Source organism: Streptomyces sp. NPDC053513 (genome assembly GCF_044544765.1).
GTDB classification, from domain to species: Bacteria; Actinomycetota; Actinomycetes; order Streptomycetales; family Streptomycetaceae; genus Streptomyces; species Streptomyces litmocidini.
Map to the genome: position 1 here is coordinate 195,772 of NZ_JBITXP010000011.1, position 20,009 is coordinate 215,780.

At 74.6% G+C, this 20,009-nt stretch carries 14 protein-coding genes; 9 read left to right on the forward strand and 5 right to left on the reverse strand.

Going from position 1 to position 20,009, the window contains the following annotated elements; translation table 11 throughout:
• The first annotated feature begins 78 nt into the window (after positions 1-78).
• Positions 79-1,884, forward strand: coding sequence for a chitinase (locus ACIGW4_RS21285; protein WP_399582271.1), 1,806 nt, complete (start codon positions 79-81; stop codon positions 1,882-1,884).
• On the opposite strand, the gene ACIGW4_RS21290 is transcribed toward ACIGW4_RS21285, so the two are convergent.
• Positions 1,850-2,584, reverse strand: a complete 735-nt coding sequence (locus ACIGW4_RS21290) for a phosphatase PAP2 family protein (RefSeq protein ID WP_399582272.1) — start codon at positions 2,582-2,584, stop codon at positions 1,850-1,852. The genes ACIGW4_RS21285 and ACIGW4_RS21290 overlap by 35 nt on opposite strands.
• Positions 2,585-2,684: 100 nt before the next feature.
• Complete coding sequence (gene gabT, locus ACIGW4_RS21295) at positions 2,685-4,019, reverse strand: 4-aminobutyrate--2-oxoglutarate transaminase (protein WP_399582274.1); 1,335 nt, start codon at positions 4,017-4,019, stop codon at positions 2,685-2,687.
• 650 nt (positions 4,020-4,669) lie between these two features.
• Between gabT and ACIGW4_RS21300 the strand changes: the two genes are divergently transcribed.
• Positions 4,670-7,060 (forward strand): ATP/GTP-binding protein, encoded by a 2,391-nt coding sequence (locus tag ACIGW4_RS21300; RefSeq protein ID WP_399582277.1) that lies wholly within the window; start codon positions 4,670-4,672, stop codon positions 7,058-7,060.
• A gap of 342 nt (positions 7,061-7,402) precedes the next feature.
• Positions 7,403-8,956: a PucR family transcriptional regulator gene (locus tag ACIGW4_RS21305; RefSeq protein WP_123455654.1), complete on the forward strand. Its 1,554-nt coding sequence runs from the start codon at positions 7,403-7,405 to the stop codon at positions 8,954-8,956.
• Between the two features lie 3 nt (positions 8,957-8,959).
• On the opposite strand, the gene ACIGW4_RS21310 is transcribed toward ACIGW4_RS21305, so the two are convergent.
• Positions 8,960-9,163 (reverse strand): hypothetical protein, encoded by a 204-nt coding sequence (locus tag ACIGW4_RS21310; protein ID WP_123455655.1) that lies wholly within the window; start codon positions 9,161-9,163, stop codon positions 8,960-8,962.
• A gap of 344 nt (positions 9,164-9,507) precedes the next feature.
• Between ACIGW4_RS21310 and ACIGW4_RS21315 the strand changes: the two genes are divergently transcribed.
• The 3 genes from ACIGW4_RS21315 (at position 9,508) to ACIGW4_RS21325 (ending at position 13,414) form a co-directional block, all read left to right on the forward strand.
• Positions 9,508-10,485, forward strand: a complete 978-nt coding sequence (locus ACIGW4_RS21315; protein WP_398713341.1) for an EamA family transporter — start codon at positions 9,508-9,510, stop codon at positions 10,483-10,485.
• 59 nt (positions 10,486-10,544) lie between these two features.
• Positions 10,545-11,810, forward strand: coding sequence for a PQQ-binding-like beta-propeller repeat protein (locus tag ACIGW4_RS21320; protein ID WP_398713343.1), 1,266 nt, complete (start codon positions 10,545-10,547; stop codon positions 11,808-11,810).
• A gap of 158 nt (positions 11,811-11,968) precedes the next feature.
• On the forward strand, positions 11,969-13,414 hold the full coding sequence (locus ACIGW4_RS21325; protein ID WP_398713344.1) for an aldehyde dehydrogenase family protein: 1,446 nt from the start codon (positions 11,969-11,971) through the stop codon (positions 13,412-13,414).
• Between the two features lie 117 nt (positions 13,415-13,531).
• Here ACIGW4_RS21325 and ACIGW4_RS21330 read toward each other — a convergent pair whose 3' ends face one another.
• On the reverse strand, positions 13,532-13,834 hold the full coding sequence (locus ACIGW4_RS21330) for a putative quinol monooxygenase (protein ID WP_359589237.1): 303 nt from the start codon (positions 13,832-13,834) through the stop codon (positions 13,532-13,534).
• Between the two features lie 132 nt (positions 13,835-13,966).
• On the opposite strand from ACIGW4_RS21330, the gene ACIGW4_RS21335 reads away from it, so the two are divergent.
• Positions 13,967-15,889 (forward strand): acyl-CoA dehydrogenase family protein, encoded by a 1,923-nt coding sequence (locus ACIGW4_RS21335; RefSeq protein WP_398713347.1) that lies wholly within the window; start codon positions 13,967-13,969, stop codon positions 15,887-15,889.
• A gap of 29 nt (positions 15,890-15,918) precedes the next feature.
• Here ACIGW4_RS21335 and ACIGW4_RS21340 read toward each other — a convergent pair whose 3' ends face one another.
• Positions 15,919-17,448: a DHA2 family efflux MFS transporter permease subunit gene (locus ACIGW4_RS21340; protein ID WP_399582284.1), complete on the reverse strand. Its 1,530-nt coding sequence runs from the start codon at positions 17,446-17,448 to the stop codon at positions 15,919-15,921.
• 117 nt (positions 17,449-17,565) lie between these two features.
• Between ACIGW4_RS21340 and ACIGW4_RS21345 the strand changes: the two genes are divergently transcribed.
• Positions 17,566-18,132 (forward strand): TetR/AcrR family transcriptional regulator, encoded by a 567-nt coding sequence (locus tag ACIGW4_RS21345; protein WP_123455662.1) that lies wholly within the window; start codon positions 17,566-17,568, stop codon positions 18,130-18,132.
• Positions 18,133-18,758: 626 nt separating this feature from the next.
• A complete protein-coding gene (gene aroA, locus ACIGW4_RS21350) occupies positions 18,759-19,994 on the forward strand; it encodes a 3-phosphoshikimate 1-carboxyvinyltransferase (protein WP_359589235.1) in 1,236 nt (411 codons plus the stop codon).
• Positions 19,995-20,009: the final 15 nt, after the last annotated feature.

Sequence of the window (20,009 nt, forward strand, 5' to 3'; positions counted from 1 at the left end):
AGAGGTCTTGACCACTCGATTGGTCTGGACCATGCTGTGGCGCGCTCCACCTCGATTCCCCCACATCCGGAGGCAGCTGTGGACCGCGCCAGACCCCTCACCCTGCTCCTCGCGGGCTCCCTCGCCGCCGGCGGGCTCCTCGCACTCACCCCCGCGGCCCAGGCCGCCGACACCGAACTCGCCCGCAACGGAGGCTTCGAGGCGGGCCTCGACGGCTGGACCTGCACCGCGGGCAGCGGCGCCGTCGTCCCGTCACCCGTGCACGGCGGGACGAAGGCGCTCCAGGCCACCCCGGCCGGCAGCGACAACGCCCGCTGCTCCCAGACCGTCACCGTCAAACCCGGCTCCACCTACACCCTCAGCGGCTGGGTCCGCGGCAGCTACGTCTACCTGGGCGCCACCGGCACCGGCACCACCGACGTCTCCACCTGGACCGGCTCCGCCCCCGACTGGCAGAAGCTCTCGACCTCCTTCACCACGGGCCCCTCGACCACCTCGGTCACGATCTACACCCACGGCTGGTACGGCACCCCCGCCTACCAGGCCGACGACCTCTCCCTGTACGGCCCCGGCGGCGACCCCGTCCAGCTCCCCGCCGCCCCCACCGGCCTCACCGCGGGCTCCCCGACCTCCACCTCCGTGCCCCTGAGCTGGACCGCGGTCCCCGGCGCCACCTCGTACAAGGTCTACCGCGGCGGCGCCCCCGTCGCGACCGTCACCGGCACCTCGTACACCGCCACCGGGCTCGCGCCCGGCACCTCGTACAGCTTCCAGGTCTCGGCGGCGAACAGCGCGGGCGAGTCGGGGAGGTCCACGGCCCTGACCGTCACGACGACGCCCGGAGGCGGTGGCGACCCCGGCGGCTCCCTGCCCGCGCACGCCCTCGTCGGCTACCTCCACGCGAGCTTCGCCAACGGCTCCGGCTACACCCGCATGGCCGACGTCCCCGACTCCTGGGACGTCATCGACCTCGCCTTCGGCGAACCGACCTCGGTGACCTCGGGCGACATCCGCTTCAGCCCGTGCCCCGCGACGGAATGCCCGAACGCCGAGTCACCCGCGGAGTTCAAGGCGGCGATCAAGGCCAAGCAGGCCGCCGGCAAGAAGGTCCTCATCTCCATCGGCGGCCAGAACGGCCAGGTGCAGCTCGCCACCACCGCGGCCCGCGACACCTTCGTCTCCTCCGTCTCGAAGATCATCGACGAGTACGGCCTCGACGGCCTCGACATCGACTTCGAAGGCCACTCGCTCTCGCTCCAGACCGGCGACACCGACTTCCGGAACCCGACCAGCCCCGTGATCGTCAACCTGATCCAGGCGGTCAAGACCCTCAAGGCCAAGTACGGCGCGAAGTTCGTCCTGACGATGGCCCCGGAGACCTTCTTCGTCCAACTCGGCCACCAGTACTACGGCTCCGGCCCCTGGGGCGGCCAGGACCCGCGCGCCGGCGCCTACCTGCCCGTCATCCACGCCCTGCGCGACGACCTGACCCTGCTCCACGTCCAGGACTACAACTCGGGCTCGATCATGGGCCTCGACGGCCAGTACCACTCGATGGGCGGCGCCGACTTCCACATCGCCATGACCGACATGCTGCTCACCGGCTTCCCGGTCGCCGGCAACGCCGACCGCTTCTTCCCGCCGCTCCGCCCCGAGCAGGTCGCCATCGGCCTCCCCGCCTCCACCCAGGCGGGCAACGGCCACACCACCCCGACCGAGGTGAACAAGGCCCTGGACTGCCTCACGAAGAAGGCGAACTGCGGCACCTACCAGACCCACGGCACCTGGCCGGCCCTGCGCGGCCTGATGACCTGGTCGATCAACTGGGACCGCTACAACCAGTGGGAGTTCAGCCGGAACTTCGACGCGTACAGCTGGAGCTGACGCCCAGTACGAGCAACGAGAGGCAGAGACTGGCGAACACGTCCAGCGGCCAGTGGAAGCCCCGCAGGACCAGCCCGGCCCCCGTCACCGCCGTCAGCACGGCGGCGACGGGGACCAGCCGGTTCGACACGAGGAGGGCCGCGCCGAAGTAGGCGACCGCGGCCGTCGCCGTGTGGCCCGAGGGGAAGTAGCCCTGGGCCCAGGGTTCCAGGGGGCCGGGGCGGGCCGTCCACTCCTTCAGCGGGACCACCAGGAGGGGTACCGCCGCCATCGCGAGGCCCGCGTGCAGGGCGGCGGCGCGGCGGCCGCGCCACACCGCGTACGCCATGGCGCAGGCCAGGACCGGAAGGGCGACCGTCATGTTGCCGAGGTCGGAGGCGAGTTCGCTCAGGGGGCGGGGGACCGCGTCCACCAGGGAGCGGGACACCCGCTCGTCGAGCCTGGCCAAGGGGCCGTGGACGAGCACCTGCCAGGTCACGACGGCGAGGGCGACGAGCGCCGAGAAGAGAGCCGGCCGCCCTGGAACAGGGGGGGTGGTTCCAGGGCGGCCGAGGGGATCGGGCTGCCGCGCGCCCCGGGGGGTGTGGGGCGGGCGGCCATCCGATCGGTGAGGAGTCCCGGAGCACGAGGCGCCGGTGGTGTGCTCGGAGGCACGGTGTGGGCGGGGCTGGGGAGGCTCCGCCCGGGGTGTTTCTCTCATCTGCGGAAACCGTACGCCACGGAACGGGGGGCCGACAGCGGGAAACGCGTCCCGCCATCGGCCCCCCACAGAGTCTTCACACCGTGTGCCGGATCGGTCCTCAGACGGTCGCGAGCGCGGCCTCGATGACGTCCAGGCCCTCGTTGAGCAGGTCCTCGCCGATGACCAGCGGCGGCAGGAAGCGCAGCACGTTGCCGTAGGTGCCACAGGTCAGGACGAGCACGCCCTCGTTGTGGCAGTACTTGGCGAGCGCGGCGGCGGCCTCGGCGTGCGGCTCCTTCGTCGCCGGGTCCTTCACCAGCTCGATGGCGATCATGGCGCCGCGGCCGCGGATGTCGCCGATGACCGGGAACTTCTCCTGCATGGCGATGAGGCGGCCCTTCATGACCTCCTCGATGCGCTTGGCCTTGCCGTTGAGGTCGAGCTCCTTCATCGTCTCGATGGCGCCGAGCGCACCGGCGCAGGCCACCGGGTTGCCGCCGTAGGTGCCGCCCAGACCGCCGCCGTGGACGGAGTCCATGATCTCGGCGCGGCCGGTGACGGCGGCGAGCGGCAGACCGCCCGCGATGCCCTTGGCGGTGGTGATGAGGTCCGGGACGATGCCCTCGTCCTCGCAGGCGAACCACTGGCCGGTGCGGCAGAAGCCGGCCTGGATCTCGTCCGCGACGAAGACGATGCCGTTGTCGTTGGCGAACTTCACGATCGCCGGCAGGAAGCCCTTGGCCGGCTCGATGAAGCCGCCCTCGCCGAGGACCGGCTCGATGACGATCGCGGCGACGTTCTCGGGGCCGATCTGCTTGGTGATGTTGTCGATCGCCTGGGCGGCGGCCTCGGGGCCGGCGTTCTCGGCGCCCGTGGGCCAGCGGTAGCCGTAGGCGACCGGCACGCGGTAGACCTCGGGCGCGAACGGACCGAAGCCCTGCTTGTACGGCATGTTCTTCGCCGTCATGCCCATGGTGAGGTTGGTACGGCCGTGGTAGCCGTGGTCGAAGACGACGACGGCCTGGCGCTTGGTGTACGAGCGGGCGATCTTCACCGCGTTCTCGACGGCCTCGGCGCCCGAGTTGAACAGCGCGGACTTCTTGGCGTGGTCGCCCGGGGTCAGCTCGGCCAGCGCCTCGCAGACCTCCACGTAACCCTCGTACGGCGTCACCATGAAACAGGTGTGGGTGAAGTCCTGGAGCTGCGCGGAGGCGCGGCGCACGACGGCCTCGGCGGAGGCGCCGACGGAGGTCACGGCGATGCCGGAACCGAAGTCGATCAGCAGGTTGCCGTCGACGTCCTCGATGATGCCGCCGCCCGCACGCTTGGTGAACACGGGCAGCGTGGAGCCCACGCCCCCGGCGACGGTGTCCAGTCGGCGAGCCTGAAGCTCCTGCGACTTCGGACCGGGAATGGCGGTGACGACGCGCCGCTCCTGCGGGACAGCGTTCATGCGGGGCTCCTGGGGGTGGTTCTGGACGCACTTTTGCGGGTTTCCTCCGCAGGCTAGGCGTGGGGGAGGGGGTCGGGCATGCGCCGATCGGGAGTAGTGGCGGGTGTGTCGTTGTCCGGGATGGACATGGCGGCTCCGCTTCCGCGGCACGGGCCCGCCCCGGACGCGCCGGGGCGGCCCCCGGCCGTACGGGTGGTCGAATCCCCTCCCGGGGGCTCCGGGCCCACTAGATTGACGGTGGCACAGACGCGGCGACCTGGCTGGTCAGGGGGCAGGGGTTCATGGAGACCGACGGCACGTACGAGTCACGCGACACCAAGGGGGGCGCGGTACCGCGCCCGGCGGGGCCGCCGACCGACGGCCGGGGTGCCGCTTCCGTCGGCGGGGCCGTCCGTCCCGGGGGGCGGGCCGGGGCCTCCGACGACGGGGCCGCGCACCCCGACGGCCGGGGTGCCGCTTCCGCCGACGGTGCCGTCCGTCCCGGCGCTCCCTCGCAGGTGCCGGCTCCGCCGCATGCGGCGGGCTCGCCGGGCGACGGCCGAGGTGCCCGTCCCGATGGCGGAACCGTTCGCCCCGACGGGCGAGCCGCCGCTTCCGGCGGCCGGGCCGCGGGGCCCGGCGCTCCCGCGCACGCACCGGTTCCGCCGTCCGTGCCGCCGCGGCCGACGGTGGCTCCGGGGGCGGCGGCGGCGCCCGGCGCGGGCGGGCCCGGCGCCCCCCGCCCGCCCCACGAGGCGACCGGCGGCGCCGGGGCCGTTCCCGGTGGGGCCCCCGTCCCACCGGTCGTCGCCTGGCTGGACGCCCCGCGGCCCGAGGCCGCGCCCGGGATCTGGCGGTTCCGGCACGTGCCACCGCCGCCGCCCCGGGAGACGCGGAAGCTCGCGCCCGTCACGGTGGCCGGGCTGCTGATCCCCCTCGTGGTGGGGCTCCTGCTCTGGTCGGCCTGGCGGCGCGGCGTCGTCCCCTACGAGTGGATCCCGCTCGCCACCTTCACCCCCGCCGACTGGTGGTACGCCGGGGGCACCTCGCCCCGCGACTGGCACGGCGCCGAGGCCCACGTCGTCTACGACGGCCTCTTCTTCGCCGTCCTGCTCTACGCGATGGCCCGCCTCGGAGCCTGGGCCGAACTCGCCCGCCACCTCCTCGCCGACCGCCGCCCGCCCGCCCGCGCCGCGCTCACCGCCGGCGCCGCGCTGATCGCCCTGACCTTCGTCTGGCCGGAGGCCTTCCCCGGCGTCGGCTGGGACCCGCTGCCGGTCGTCGCACCCCTGCTGTCCCTCGTCGTGCTCATCGGCGGCGGGTACGACGTCCTCGCCTCGCCCGTCCTCGTCTACACCCTGTACGCCCTGATCACGGCCGTCGTCCTCTGGCCCTTCGCGCGCCTCGGCGACTGGCCCGGCCTGGTCCGCGCCCGGCTGAGGGCCCGCGCCGCGGAGGGCGGCACCCCGGCGCCCCTCGACCCGGCGGCACCCGCCCCCCTCTCGCACTGGCCCGAACTGCGGGCCGCCGGGGAGCGGCAGGCGGCGGACCTGCTCGCCGCCGAGCTGTTCGCCGGACGCATGAACGACGTGGACTGCGCCCGGATCCGCCGGAGCCTGGAGCGGGGACGGACACACGCGGACGGCCTCGCCTCCTTCGTCGACACCGTGCTCCGGCAGGGCGCCGCCGCCGGGGCGCACCCCTCGGGCGCCCGCGACCTGCCGGGCCGGGCCGCCACCCACGACCTCCTCCTCGGGCAGGTCCGCCTCGGCCGTTGCACCGCCGAGGAGCGGAACCCGGCCGCCTACCGGGGCGCGGGCCTCGCCCTCGAACCGGCCGCGCTCGCCACCTCCCTGCTGGTCGTCGGCCCCTCCGGCGCCGGAAAGACCACCCGCCTGACCGGACCGGTCGTCGAATCCCTCACCCTGCAGGCCCTCACCGGCACCGCCGCGGTCGTCGCCGTGGGCGCGGCGGACGCGCCGCTCGGCCCGGACGCCGCCTACGACGTCGTGGTCCGGCCGGGCGACCCGGCCTCGCCGTACGACCTCGACCTCTACGCCGGCCTCGCCGACCCCGACGAGGCGGCGGCGCTGCTCGCGGAGGGCCTGGTCGGCGACGTCGAGAACCTCGACGCCCGGCGGGCCGCCACCGTCCTCGCCCAGCTCATCGGCCCCTACCGGGCGGCCCACGGACGCTTCCCGTCCGTACCGGTGCTGCGCGAACTGCTGGAAGCCGGCCCGGAGACGCTGACGGCGCTCCTCGACCGGCTCCCCGCCGACGCGGCGGCCATGCGCCGCGAGCTGGAGGCCCGCATCCGGCAGGCCGGCACCGCCGCCGACGCCGGGCCGCTCCTCGCGGACCGCCTGTCGCCGCTCGACCGGCCTGCCTTCGCCGAGTTCTTCGGCGCCGACGGGAGCGACGTGCGGCCCTTCTCGCTGAAGTCCGTCGTCCACCACCCGCTGCGGGTCCGGATCAAGCTGCCGGAGCGCGGCCACGAGGAGGCCTCGCGGCTCCTCGCCCGACTGGTCCTCGCCCAGTTCCTGGCGGCGGCCCGGACCGGCACCGGACGCCCGCACTTCGCCGCCCTCGTCCTCGACGACGCCACCGGGGCGCTCACCACGGGCACCGTCCGCTCCCTCCAGCGGCTGCGCCCGCACAACGCGGGCGTCGTCCTCGGGCTCCGCACCCTCGGCGAGGTGCCCGAGGCGCTGCACGGCCCGCTGTTCGGCGCCGTCGGCTGCCGGGTGGCGCTCTCCGGCATCACGACCTGGGACGGCCGGGGCTTCGCCGAGACCTGGGGCAAGGAGTGGGTGGAGACCACCGAGGTGGCGCACCACACGGTCTTCGCCGACCAGCCGATGACCCGGTTCCTCCACGCCCTGCGCAAGAAGATCACCGGCAAGGCCGTCACCACCGACGCGGTCACGACCCGGAAGGTCGAGCGCGAGCGGTGGTCGGCCTCCGAACTCGCGCACTCCGTGCCGCCCGGCCACGCCGTCGTCTCCCTGACCACGGCCCAGGGCACGCACACCCCGCCGGTCCTGGTGGACCTGCGCGGCTGAGCCACCGCCGGTACGGTCGCGCCGGAGCCCGGAGCCCGGAGCCCGGAGCCCGGAGCCCGGTCCCGGACGGCTCGGGCCGCGCTGGCGGTCCCGTGCGGCCGGGCCCGGACGGATGGCGTCGCGCGGCCCGTCGCGCACGGCTGGTCCCGGACGGCTCGCCCCGCCCGGACGGCGCCGCTCCGCCCGTCCCGTGTGCCCCTCCGTCTCACCCCTCGCGCGCCCGAGCGGGCTCCCGGCGGCCCTGGCACAATCGGGGGCGCCGCTCAGCTGAGCGGCGCCTCCCCGCTTCCGTGCACGGCTCCCCCCGCGCGCGGTCCTCGCTCAAAGGTCCGACGGTCCCCAATGCCGCCCACCCTCGCCTCGCTCGTCCAGCACTCCTCCCTCAAGCTCATCGTCCGCGCGGGTGAGGACCGCCTCGACACCCCCGTCCGCTGGGCCCACGTCAGCGAGCTCGCCGACCCCGTCCCGTACATGGAGGGCGGCGAGCTCCTCCTCACGACCGCGCTCACGCTCGACGCCGAGGACCTGGCGGCGATGCGCCGCTACGTGCGGCGGCTGCTCGGCGCCGGGGTGGTCGGCCTCGGCTTCGCGGTGGGCGTCAACTACGAGGAGATCCCGCCGGCCCTGCTCGACGCGGCGCGCGAGGAACACCTGCCGCTGCTCGAGGTGCCGCGCCGGACGCCTTTCCTCGCCATCAGCAAGGCCGTCTCGGCGGCCATCTCCGCCGACCAGTACCGGGCCGTCACGGCCGGTTTCGAGGCCCAGCGCGAGCTGACCCGCGCCGCGCTGGCCGAGGGCCCGGAGGCCGTCGTCGCCCGGCTCGCCGCGCACGTCGACGGCTGGGCCGCGCTGTACGACGCCTCCGGCACCGTCGTCGCCGTCTCGCCCGAGTGGGCGGCGCGCCGGGCCGCCCGGCTCACCCCGGACGTGGAGCGGCTGCGCGAGCGGCCCGCGCCCGCCAGCGCGGTCGTCGGCGGTACGGACGACCGCGTCGAGCTCCAGTCGCTCGGCACCGGCCGCCGGGTGCGCGGCGCCCTCGCCGTCGGCACGGGCGCACCCCTCGGCACGGCCGAGCGGTACGCGGTGCACTCGGCGATCGCCCTGCTCACCCTCACGACCGAACGTTCCCGCTCGCTCCAGGCGGCGGAGCAGCGGCTCGGCGCGGCGGTGCTGCGCCTGATGCTCGCGGGCCAGCCGGAGCCCGCTCGCGCGGTGGCCGGGGACCTGTACGGAGGGCTGCTCGACGCCCCCTACCGGCTGCTCGTCGCCGAGCCCGCCGGGGGAGAGCCGGCCGGGGAGCCGCCGCTGCCGGTGCTCGCCGAGGCCCTGGAGGCCGCCGCCGCCCGCGCGGGCGAGGCGGTGCTCACCGTCGCCGAGAGCGGGCAGCGGCTCGTCGTCCTTGCCGGGGACGGCGGCGCGGTCGTCGCCGCCTGCGAGGGGTACGCGGAGCGGGAGGCCGAGGAGGCGGGCGTCGTCGTCGGCCTGTCGGCCCCGGCGGGCCCGGCCGCCGCGGCGGCCGCGTACAAGCAGGCCGAACAGGCCCTCTCGGTCGCCCGGCGGCGGGGAAAGGCACTCGTCGAGCACGAGGACCTGGCGGCGGGCTCGGTGCTTCCGCTCCTCGCCGACGACGCCGTCCGGGCCTTCGCCGACGGGATGCTGCGCGCGCTGCGGGAGCACGACGCGACCGGCCGCGGCGACCTGGTGGCCTCGCTGCGCGCCTGGCTCTCCCGGCACGGCCAGTGGGACGCGGCGGCGGCGGACCTGGGCGTCCACCGGCACACGCTGCGCTACCGGATGCGGCGGGTGGAGGAGATCCTCGGCCGTTCGCTGGACGATCCGGATGTCCGGATGGAGCTGTGGCTGGCCCTGAAGGCGACGGGCGAGGACGAACGTTAGCTCCTAGTCGGAGCCGAGGGCGCTCGCGTCGTCGCCCCCGCCGCGCTTCGCGCTCCGGCGCTGCCCGGCGCGGACCGCCTCGCCGCCCAGCAGGGTCACGGTGGCGATCGCGCGGACCCAGCGGGGGCCACCGCGTGCCGCCCAGATCACGGAGGCGCAGCCCGCGACGGCGAGGACCAGGACGCCGATCAGTACGTAAAGGATCATGCCTACCCCCTGAGGTCATGCGGTCCCGGACATCCTCCCACCCTTCCGGAACACCCCGGGAGACCCGCCGACACATCTCAGGGAGGGCCCGCCCGGCCCCCTCGGGAGGCCCACCTGCACCCCCAGGAGGCTCCCTGCGCCCTCGGGAGGCTCACCTGCGCCCCCGAGGGGGGCCCTGTGCCCCTCAGGAGGGCTCCCTGTACCCCTCAGGAAGCCCACCCGCACCCCCAGGAGGCTCACCGCCCCCCTCCCGAAGCCTCCCCGCCGTCCGAATTCCGCTGACCCTGCCCGGATTCGGGCAGTTTTCTTGGTCATCGGGGCGCTCACTCCCTACTCTCCTGCTCATGACAAGCCCCGCCGTCGACCCGGCCCCCGAGACCCGCCCGGCCGCCCCCGGACCCGGACCCCGTACTCCCGCCGCCCCCGCCCCCGCCCGCCGGATCAGCGGTGCCGTCTGGGCCGCCCTCGGCATCGTGTACGTCGTCTGGGGGTCCACGTACCTCGGGATCCGGATCGTCGTCGAGACCCTCCCGCCGTTCCTCTCCGGCGGCGCCCGCTTCGTCACCGCCGGCCTGCTCCTCGCCGCGATCGTCGCCTGGCGGCAGGGCCCCGCCGCCCTCAGGGTCACCCGCCGGGAGCTCGGCTCCGCCGTCCTCGTCGGTCTGCTCCTGATCCTCGGCGGCAACGGCCTCGTCGTCCTCGCCGAGACCTCCATACCCTCCGGCCTCGCCGCCCTCCTCGTCGCCGCCGTCCCCGTCTGGGTCGTCCTGCTCCGCACGGTCCTCGGCGACCGCCCCGGCCCCGGCGCCTACGGCGGTGTCCTGCTCGGCTTCGCCGGCCTCGGCGTCCTCACCGTTCCCGGCCTCAGCGGCGAGGTGAAGATCGGCGGCGTCCTGCTCGTCCTCGTCGCCGCCCTGCTGTGGTCCGTCGGCTCCGTCTCCTCCGCCCGGCTGTCCATGCCCGCCAACCCCTTCACGGCGAGCGCGTACGAGATGCTGGCCGGCGGCCTCGCCGCGCTCGCCCTCGGTCTCCTGCGCGGCGAGCACCACGGCCTCGACCTGGGAGCCGTCTCCGGCCGCTCCTGGGCCGCCCTCGCGTACCTCGTCGTCTTCGGCTCGCTCGTCGCCTTCACCGCGTACGCCTGGCTCCTCCAGACCGCCCCGGTCTCCCTCGCCGCCACCTACGCCTACGTGAACCCGGTCGTCGCCGTCCTGCTCGGCGCCCTCGTCCTGAACGAGGCCCTGACCTGGCCGATCCTCCTCGGCGGCGCGATCGTCGTCGGCGGGGTCTGCCTCATCGTCTCGACCGAGCGACGCGGATGATCTTCGATCCCCTACCCTGACGGGGTTCCGGCGGTTTCGAGCCAGGGGTGGGGATCCGGATGGCGGCGCGTACGAACGACGGCGACGGCAGAGGTACGGTCCCGCTGACCGGCCGGCGGAGGACGCTCGGCTGCCTGGTCGCGGCCGTCGTCGCGCTCGGGGCGGTCGGCGGCATCGTCTTCGCCTTCCTGGCCGACTCGGGCTACATGCCGTGGTTCTCCATGAGGACCGTCTGGGAGGCCCCCCACGACCGGGGCACCTCCGCGCAGGGCAACCGCGCCTGGCTCGCCGGCGACACCCTGGCCCGCAGCCGCTTCGACGGCGTCACCGGCTACGACGCCGCCTCCGGGAAGAAGCGCTGGGAGTACGTCCCGCCCCGCCGGACCGACGTCTGCGCCACCACCGCGCGGCCCGACGGCCCGGTCGTCCTCATCGGCTACGGCGAGAAGGGCGGGCCCTGCGCCACCCGCGCCGCGCTCGACCTCACCGACGGCCGCGAACTGTGGCACACCACCGCGAAGACCGGGTACGGGTCCGCCGCCGTCGGCGGCGGGCTCGTCGTGCTCGCCGACAGCGGTGCCCGGGGCGGGCTCCGCGCCCTCGACGCGCGGACCGGCGCCCCGCGCTGGACGGCCGCCGTGCCCCGGGGCTGCGCCCCCGGCGACGTGGACGCCGCCAGGAAGCAGGTCGTCGCCCTCCTCCGCTGCGGCGAGGAGGCGAGGCTCACCGCCCTCGACCCGGCCGACGGGCGCGCGCGGTGGACCGTGCCGCTCGACGCCCGGCGGGGCGTGGCCGCCGACGCGACCGCGTACGTGCTGTCCGCCGACCCCGCCGTCGTGTCCGTCGCCGAGGAGAAGTCCGGGGACGGCATGCGGGCCACCCTCGCCTTCGGCCCCGACGGCCGCCCCCGGGGACGGATCGACGACGTCGGCGACTACGGCTCCATCGAGGAGGTCGAGGTCGAGGGCGGCCGCCTCTTCGCCATCGCCTCGTACGAAGGCTCGCAGAGCACCTGGGAGCGGCTCGTCGCCTTCGACCTGGCCACGGGCGACCAGGTGTGGCGGGCGGACCTCGGCGACGCCGACCTCGACGAGATCGACGTGACGGACGGCCGGGTGACGACCCTCGCCTTCGACTGGAAATACGGCGACCGCCTCCACGTCTTCGACGCCGCCACCGGCGACGAGGAGGACGACCGCGCCTTCCGCGACCACGTGGCCGGCTACGCGACCGAGGTCGGGGACATGTTCACGTACGAGGACGGAGTCATCGCCGTGCGCTGGGGCAGCGGCGAGCGGCCCCTCTCGGCGTACGAACGCTGGTGACGCCGTCGGAGCGGACGCGGGCGACCCCGCTTCGGCCGAAGCGGACAGAGCCGCCACCCCCACTACTCCATACCGGACAAGCCCGCGCCCGCCGTCCCGGCCCTACGGTGTCACCAGAGCAACCGCTCGCACCCCGAAACGGAAAGGGCCGGGACGCAATGACGACCACCCACGCCTTCTGGCTCGCCGGCCGCGAGGCCACCGGCGACGCCACCTTCGACGTCACGAACTCGTACGACGGACGTCTGGTCGGCAAGGTCAGCGTGCCCACCGAGGCCCAGGTCGAGGAGGCCGTCGCCGCCGCGCACGCCGTCGTCGACGAGTTCGCCGCGACCCCTGCGCACGTCCGCGCCGCCGCCCTCGACCACGTGTCGAAGCGGCTCGCCGAGCGCACCGAGGAGATCGCCCAGCTGATCTCCGCCGAGAACGGCAAGCCCATCAAGTGGGCCCGCGGCGAGGTCGGCCGCGCCGTCTCCGTCTTCCGTTTCGCCGCCGAGGAGGCCCGCCGCTGGAACGCCGGCGAGGCCCAGCGCCTGGACACCGAGGCCGGCGGCGCGGGCCGCCTCGCCCTCACCCGCCGCATCCCCAAGGGCGTCGTCCTCGGCATCGCGCCGTTCAACTTCCCGCTGAACCTCAGCGCCCACAAGGTCGCCCCGGCCATCGCCGTCGGCGCCCCCATCATCCTCAAGCCGGCCCCGTCGACCCCGATCTCCTCCCTGATCCTGGGCGAGATCCTGGCCGAGACCGACCTGCCGGCCGGCTCCTGGTCGATCCTGACCGTGCCGAACGACCGCATGCCCGCCCTCGTCCAGGACGAGCGCCTCCCGGTCATCTCCTTCACCGGCTCCGACAAGGTCGGCTACGCCATCCAGCAGTCGGTGCCGCACAAGCACTGCACCCTGGAGCTCGGCGGCAACGCCGCGGCCGTCGTCCTGCCCGACTGGTCCTCCGAGGCCGACCTGGACTGGGCCGCGAGCCGCATCGCGACCTTCTCCAACTACCAGGGCGGCCAGTCCTGCATCTCCGTGCAGCGCGTGATCGCCGACGTCTCGGTCTACGACCGCCTGGTGCCGAAGATCGTCGCCGCCGTCGAGGCGCAGGTCACCGGCGACCCGGCGGACGACGCCACCGACGTCGGCCCGCTCGTCGACGAGGCCGCCGCCCAGCGCGTCGAGTCCTGGGTCGACGAGGCCGTCGCGGCCGGCGCCAAGCTCCTCGCCGGTGGCAAGCGCGAGGGCGCGACCTACGCCCCGACCGTCCTCACCGACCTCCCGGCCGACGTCACCCTGGCCCGCGCCGAGGTCTTCGGCCCGGTCCTGACCATCGCCAAGGTCGACGGCGAGGCCGAGGCCTTCGCCGCGGTCAACGACTCGGACTTCGGCCTCCAGGCCGGTGTCTTCACCCACGACCTGCAGACCGCCTTCCGCGCCCACCGCGCCCTGGAGGTCGGCGGCGTGATCGTCGGCGACGTCCCCTCGTACCGCGCCGACCAGATGCCGTACGGCGGTGCCAAGCGCTCCGGCGTCGGCCGCGAGGGCGTCAAGTACGCGATGGACGACTACACCTACGAGCGCGTGCTCGTCCTGACGGGCCTCGCCCTCTAAGGGGCCCTCCAAGGGGTACGCCCCACCCGGATCAGGCGGTCCGAGCCCACTGTGCGGGGGCTCGGACCGCCTTTCTTCCCGTTCCTCGCGGTGTCTTCACGTTCCTCACGGTGTTCCTCACGCGACGGGGGCGTCCACGAGGCGGATCACCTCGGCGGGCCCCGCGCGGAACGCCTTGTTCGCCGCGCCGGCCGCGACCATGTGCGGGGCGGCGTCGTGCGCCGCGAGCGCCTCGGCCGAGGCCCAGCGCTCGATCAGGGCGAAGCGGTCGGGATCGTCGGCCACCCGGTGGAGGTCGTACTGCAGACAGCCGTCCTCCGCCCGCACCAGGGGCGCGAGCGCCTCGAAGGAGGCGATCTGTTCCGCGCCCCGGCCGGGCAGCGTGGCGACGAGGACGATGAGCTTGATCGGCTGAGACATGCCGCGGACCCTACGCGCGGCCGTCCCGTACGGGCGGAGCGTCTCACCAGGAGGACATACCCGGAAGGATCGCCTCCTCTTTCCGGACCCGCCGGTATCGGGTACGACGGACAGGAGCCCAAGGAGGCGTCCATGTCCGCACCCACGCAGCGGCCCAAGGTCACCGAGCGCGAGGCCCGGCAGGTCGCCGAGGCCGCGCGCGAGCGGGACTGGCACAGGCCCAGCTTCGCGAAGGAGCTGTTCCTCGGCCGGTTCCGCCTCGACCTCGTCCACCCGCATCCGCTCCCCGCCGCCGAGGACGTACGGCGCGGCGAGGCCTTCCTCGCCGTCCTCCGCGACTTCTGCGAGAACCGGATCGACGGAGCCCGCATCGAACGCGAGGCCCGCATCCCCGACGAGACGATCACCGGACTCAAGGAGATCGGCGCCCTCGGGATGAAGATCGACCCGAAGTACGGCGGGCTCGGACTCACCCAGCTGTACTACAACCGCGCCCTCGCCCTCGTCGGCTCCGCCAGCCCCGCCGTCGGCGCCCTGCTCTCCGCGCATCAGTCGATCGGCGTACCGCAGCCGCTGAAACTCTTCGGCACCCGGGAGCAGAAGGACGCCTTCCTGCCCCGGCTCGCCCGCACCGACCTCTCCGCCTTCCTGCTCACCGAGCCCGATGTCGGCTCCGACCCGGCCCGCCTCGCCACCACCGCCGTGCCCGACGGGGACGCATACGTCCTCGACGGCGTGAAGCTGTGGACCACCAACGGCGTCGTCGCCGACCTCCTCGTCGTCATGGCCCGCGTCCCCGCCTCCGCGGGACACCCCGGCGGCATCACCGCCTTCGTCGTCGAGGCCGACGCGCCCGGCATCACCGTCGAGCACCGCAACGCCTTCATGGGCCTGCGCGGCCTGGAGAACGGCGTCACCCGCTTCCACCGCGTCCGCGTCCCCGCGGGCAACCGCATCGGCCCCGAGGGCGCCGGCCTCAAGATCGCCCTCACCACCCTCAACACCGGTCGGCTCTCCCTCCCCGCGGCCTGCGCGGGCGCCGCCAAATGGTGTCTGAAGATCGCCCGCGAATGGTCCGGGGAGCGCGAGCAGTGGGGCAGGCCGATCGGCCGCCACGAAGCCGTCTCGACCAAGATCTCCTTCATCGCGGCCACCGCCTTCGCCCTGGAGGCCGTCGTCGACCTCGCCTCCCAGATGGCCGACGAGGACCGCAACGACATCCGCATCGAGGCCGCCCTCGCCAAGCTGTACGGCTCCGAGAAGGCCTGGCTCATCGCCGACGAACTCGTCCAGATCCGGGGCGGCCGCGGCTACGAGACCGCCGACTCCCTGGCCGCCCGCGGCGAACGGGCCGTACCTGCCGAGCAGTTGCTCCGCGACCTCCGCATCAACCGCATCTTCGAGGGCTCGACCGAGATCATGCACCTGCTGATCGCCCGCGAGGCCGTCGACGCGCACCTGTCCGTCGCCGGCGACCTCATCGACCCCGACAAGTCCCTCGCCGACAAGGCGAGGGCCGGCGCCCGGGCGGGCGGCTTCTACGCCCGCTGGTTCCCGGGACTGGTCACCGGCCCGGGGCAGCTCCCCGGTTCGTACGGAGAGTTCGGCGCCCTCGCGGGCCACCTCCGGTACGTCGAGCGGACCTCCCGCAAGCTCGCCCGGTCCACCTTCTACGCGATGTCCCGCTGGCAGGGCCGCATGGAGCTCAAGCAGGCCTTCCTCGGACGGATCGTCGACATCGGCGCGGAACTCTTCGCGATGAGCGCGGCGTGCGTCCGCGCGGAACTCCTCCGCACCACCACCGACCACGGCCACGAGGCCCGCCAACTCGCCGACGCCTTCTGCCGGCAGGCCCGCCTCCGCGTCGAGGAACTCTTCACCCGCCTCTGGTCCAACACGGACGACCTCGACCGGCGGATCGTCGACGCGGTCCTCGGGGGACGGTACGTCTGGCTGGAGGAGGGCGTCATCGACCCGAGCGGCTCGGGCCCCTGGATCGCGGACACGCCCCCGGGCCCGTCCCAGGAGGAGAACGTCCACCGCCGCCTCCCCTGACCGGTCCGTCACGCGCCTCCGGCGGGGTGTCAACGGCCGTTCGCGGGCGCCTCGTTCGCGGCGGGGACCGCCGCTGGGGCGGTGGAGCGCCGCGGGGCCGCGGGGTCTTCCGCCGGCCTGGGCTTCGCGGGCTCGGGCTTCGCGGGCCTGGACTGCGCGGGCTCGGACTGCGCGGGCTTGGGCCCCGCCAGCCCCAGGCCGGTGAACACGGCGGTGACCAGGGTGAGGGCACCGGCCACGAGGAAGGCGCTGTCGAGGCCGGCCTCGAAGGAGGCGCCGCCGGACTGCCGGGTGCGGACGACGGCTCCGAGCACCGCCACGCCCAGCACCGCGCCGATCTGCCGGGTGGTGCTGCTGATGCCGGAGGCGAGACCGCCTTCCTGCGGTCCGACCGCCTGGACGGCGGCCCCCGTCAGCGGGGACAGGGTCAGGGCGAAGCCGGTGCCGACGACCGCCAGCCGCCACCACACGTTCCCGTAACCGGTGTCGGCGTGCACCGTGCCGAGCGCCAGGAGCCCCGGGCCGGCCAGGGCCAGGCCGGCGGTGACCACGACGCGGAAGCCGTACCGGGCGGCGAGCCGGCCCGCGTACGGGCTGACGGCCACCATGGCGAGGGACATCGGCAGGGTCTGCAGGCCGGCGCGCAGGATCGAGCTGCCCTGGACGTACACGAAGAACTGGGAGAAGAAGAACGACGACCCCATGAGGGCGAACCCCACCACGGTCATGGTGGTGTTGGACACGGTGAAGAGCCGCTGCCGGAACAGCCGCGGCGGCAGCATCGGTGCGGAGCGGCGTGCTTCGACGGCGACGAAGGCGGCGAGGAGGACCGCCGCGGCGGTGAAGCTGCCCAGGATCACCGGCGAGGTCCAGCCGCGGGCGCCACCCTCGATCAGCCCGTACGTGAGCACGCCCACGCCGAGGACGGACAGCACCGTGCCGGGGACGTCGATCGCGGGGGCGCTCGGATTGCGGGTCTCTTCGAGGCCGCGCAGACCGGCCAGCAGCAGGACCGCGCCGATGGGCAGGTTGACCAGGAAGATGGCGGGCCAGCCGAAGGCGTCCGTCAGCACGCCGCCGGCCACGGGGCCCGCGGCCAGACCGATTCCGCTGAATCCGGCCCACAGCCCGATCGCCTTGATCCGTTCCTGCGGCACGGGATGGGCGGCGGTGAGCAGGGCCAGCGAGGCGGGGCTCAGCGCCGCGGCCCCGACGCCCTGCAGCACCCGGCCGGCGACCAGCCAGCCGAGCGAGGGCGCGAGGCTGCACAGCACCGACGCGGCGGTGAACACCACCACTCCGGTCAGGTACACCCGCTTGCGGCCGAACCGGTCGGCGAAGACGCCGCCGGACAGCAGCAGCATGGCGACCAGCAGGACGTACGCGTCGACGATCCACTGCAGACCGGTCAACCCGGTGTGCAGCCGCTGCTGCATGTCGGGCAGCGCCGCTCCGACGATCGTGTTGTCGAGCAGGACCATGAACTGGCCCAGGCAGGTCACCGCGAGCAGCACGGCCCGGTTCGATCGACCGCCTGAGGCCGCGTGGGGTGCAGCCATGGGGATTCCTCTCGGTTCAGTCGTGGGTCGCGCACTAACGCAGTGAGCGACTGCGTTAGGTGACTGTAGGGAGGGTCGCCGCGTAAACGCAAGTCCTGACTGCGTTAAGGTGGGGGCATGAACGAACGACAGCCGGCCCGGCGGCCCGGCGGGCGCAGCGCCCGCGTCGGCGCGGAGGTGCACCAGGCCGTCACCGACCTGATCCGCGAGCGCGGCTACGGCAACTTCACCGTCCGCGAGGTCGCGGCCCGCGCGGGCGTGGCCGACAGCAGCATCTACCGCCGGTGGGGCAACCTGGAGACCCTGCTCACCGACGTGGCGCTCACCCGTCTCAACGCGCGGTCGCCGATGCCCGACACCGGGAGCATCGCCGGCGACCTGCGCACGTACGCGGCCCAGGTGGCCCGCGAGATCACCGGGCCCGACGGTCCGGCGGTGCTGCACCTGGCCCTCGCCCTGTCGAGCAGCGGCCGGCAGGGGCTGCGGGCCGGTGCCGACCTCCGCGCCGAACGCACCCGGCAACTGCAGTCCATGCTCGACCGCGCCCGCGAACGCGGCGAGGCCGCGCCCGACGCGCTCGACGTGCTGGACCACGTCCTGGCCCCGATGTACATCCGCGTCCTGTTCGGCATGGGCCCGCTCACCCCGGACTACGTCGACGGCCTGGTCGACCGCTTGCTGTAACCCGCCCTACCTCGGGTCCCGTTGCGGGCGTCCACCCGCCGAACGGCGCCCACTCGCCGGGCGGCGCCCACCCCTGCGCCCCCGTTGTGGGCACCCGCCGCAGGACGGTGCCCACCCCTCGCGCCCCCCCGTTGTGGGCAGTCGTTCCGCTGGGGCGGAACGGGTGGGCACAACGGACCCGCGCCCTGCCGGCGCCCGAGGCTCCTGTGCCTGGACCCGCACCCCGTGCACAGCGCACCAGTGGTGCGGGTCAGGGCGCGGGACGCGGAGGCGCCGCTGATGGGCGCCGTCCCGTGTGCCCACCCGTCCCGCCCCAGCGGGACGATTGCCCACACGGCGGGTGGGAACCGCCCAGGCGGGCGCGGGCCCCGCACGGGCAGGGGGCAACGCCCAGCACGGGCGCGGGCACACGGCGGGTGGGCAATCGTCCCAGCGGGCGCGGGCCCCACACGGGGGTGCGGGAGGGGCGCCGCCCCGCAGGGCGCGGGCCCCGCACGAGGAAGCGGCAGGGGCGTCGCCCCGCAGGGTGTGGGCTCGCGTGGGGCAGGGGTGTCGTCCCGGCGGGTGCGAGGTCCACGTGGCGGACCGGCCCGCAGGGGTGGCGGGGCGCGCGGCAGGATGGCCCCGTGACCGTCATCGACATCCCCGGCTCCAAGTCCGTCACCGCCCGCGCGCTCTTCCTCGCCGCCGCCGCGGAGGGCACCACCACCCTCCTGCGCCCGCTCGTCTCCGACGACACCGAGGGTTTCGCGGAGGGCCTCACCGCCCTCGGCTACGGCGTCCGCCGCGAGCCCGGCGCCTGGCACATCGAGGGCCGCCCCGCCGGGCCGGGCGCGGCAGAGGCCGACGTGTACTGCCGGGACGGGGCGACCACCGCCCGCTTCCTGCCGACCCTCGCCGCCGCGGGCCACGGCACGTACCGCTTCGACGCCTCCGCGCAGATGCGCCGCCGCCCCCTCGGCCCGCTCAGCACCGCCCTGCGCGACCTCGGCGTCGACCTCCGGCACGGCGAGAAGGACGGCCACCATCCGCTCGACGTCCATGCCGCCGGGGTCAAGGGCGGGGCGCTCACCCTGGACGCCGGGCAGTCCTCCCAGTACCTGACCGCCCTGCTCATGCTGGGCCCGCTCACGGCCGAGGGCCTCGACGTCACCGTCACGGACCTGGTCTCGGAGCCGTACGTCGAGATCACCCTGGAGATGATGCGGGCCTTCGGCGCGGAGGTCCGCCGGGAGGGGCGGACGTACCGCGTCGCCCCCACCGGCTACCGCGCGCGGACGTACGGCATCGAGCCCGACGCCTCCACGGCCAGTTACTTCTTCGCCGCCGCCGCCCTCCAGCCGGGCCGTTCCGTCACCGTCCCCGGCCTCGGGACCGGCGCCCTCCAGGGCGATCTGGCCTTCGTCGACGTGCTGCGCCGCATGGGCGCCGACGTCGAGGTCACCGACTCCGCCACCACCGTCCGCTCCACCGGCACCCTGCGCGGCCTCACCGTCAACATGCGGGACATCTCGGACACGATGCCGACCCTCGCCGCGATCGCGCCGTTCGCCGACGGGCCCGTCCGCATCGAGGACGTCGCCAACACCCGGGTCAAGGAGTGCGACCGGCTCGACGCCTGCGCCGAGAACCTCCGCCGCCTCGGCGTCACCGTCGCCACCGGCCCCGACTGGATCGAGATCCGCCCCGGCACCCCCGCCGGGCCCGTGGAGATCGCCACCCACGGCGACCACCGGATCGTCATGTCCTTCGCGGTCACCGCGCTGCGCACCCCCGGGATCACCTTCGACGACCCCGGCTGCGTGAAGAAGACCTTCCCCGACTTCCACCGCGTCTTCGACGCGTTCGTCCGTACCCCGTGAAGGCCGCGCGGTCTT

What these genes read in the sequence shown, in the direction of transcription:
- ACIGW4_RS21330 (WP_359589237.1), bottom strand. Translation starts at nt 13,834, where the DNA reads ATGTCTCAGCCGATCAAGCTCATCGTCCTCGTCGCCACGCTGCCCGGC.
- ACIGW4_RS21305 (WP_123455654.1), top strand. Translation starts at nt 7,403, where the DNA reads ATGCCGCCCACCCTCGCCTCGCTCGTCCAGCACTCCTCCCTCAAGCTC.
- ACIGW4_RS21290 (WP_399582272.1), bottom strand. Translation starts at nt 2,584, where the DNA reads ATGAGAGAAACACCCCGGGCGGAGCCTCCCCAGCCCCGCCCACACCGT.
- ACIGW4_RS21345 (WP_123455662.1), top strand. Translation starts at nt 17,566, where the DNA reads ATGAACGAACGACAGCCGGCCCGGCGGCCCGGCGGGCGCAGCGCCCGC.
- ACIGW4_RS21325 (WP_398713344.1), top strand. Translation starts at nt 11,969, where the DNA reads ATGACGACCACCCACGCCTTCTGGCTCGCCGGCCGCGAGGCCACCGGC.
- ACIGW4_RS21340 (WP_399582284.1), bottom strand. Translation starts at nt 17,448, where the DNA reads ATGGCTGCACCCCACGCGGCCTCAGGCGGTCGATCGAACCGGGCCGTG.
- gabT (WP_399582274.1), bottom strand. Translation starts at nt 4,019, where the DNA reads ATGAACGCTGTCCCGCAGGAGCGGCGCGTCGTCACCGCCATTCCCGGT.
- ACIGW4_RS21315 (WP_398713341.1), top strand. Translation starts at nt 9,508, where the DNA reads ATGACAAGCCCCGCCGTCGACCCGGCCCCCGAGACCCGCCCGGCCGCC.
- ACIGW4_RS21310 (WP_123455655.1), bottom strand. Translation starts at nt 9,163, where the DNA reads ATGATCCTTTACGTACTGATCGGCGTCCTGGTCCTCGCCGTCGCGGGC.
- ACIGW4_RS21335 (WP_398713347.1), top strand. Translation starts at nt 13,967, where the DNA reads ATGTCCGCACCCACGCAGCGGCCCAAGGTCACCGAGCGCGAGGCCCGG.
- ACIGW4_RS21320 (WP_398713343.1), top strand. Translation starts at nt 10,545, where the DNA reads ATGGCGGCGCGTACGAACGACGGCGACGGCAGAGGTACGGTCCCGCTG.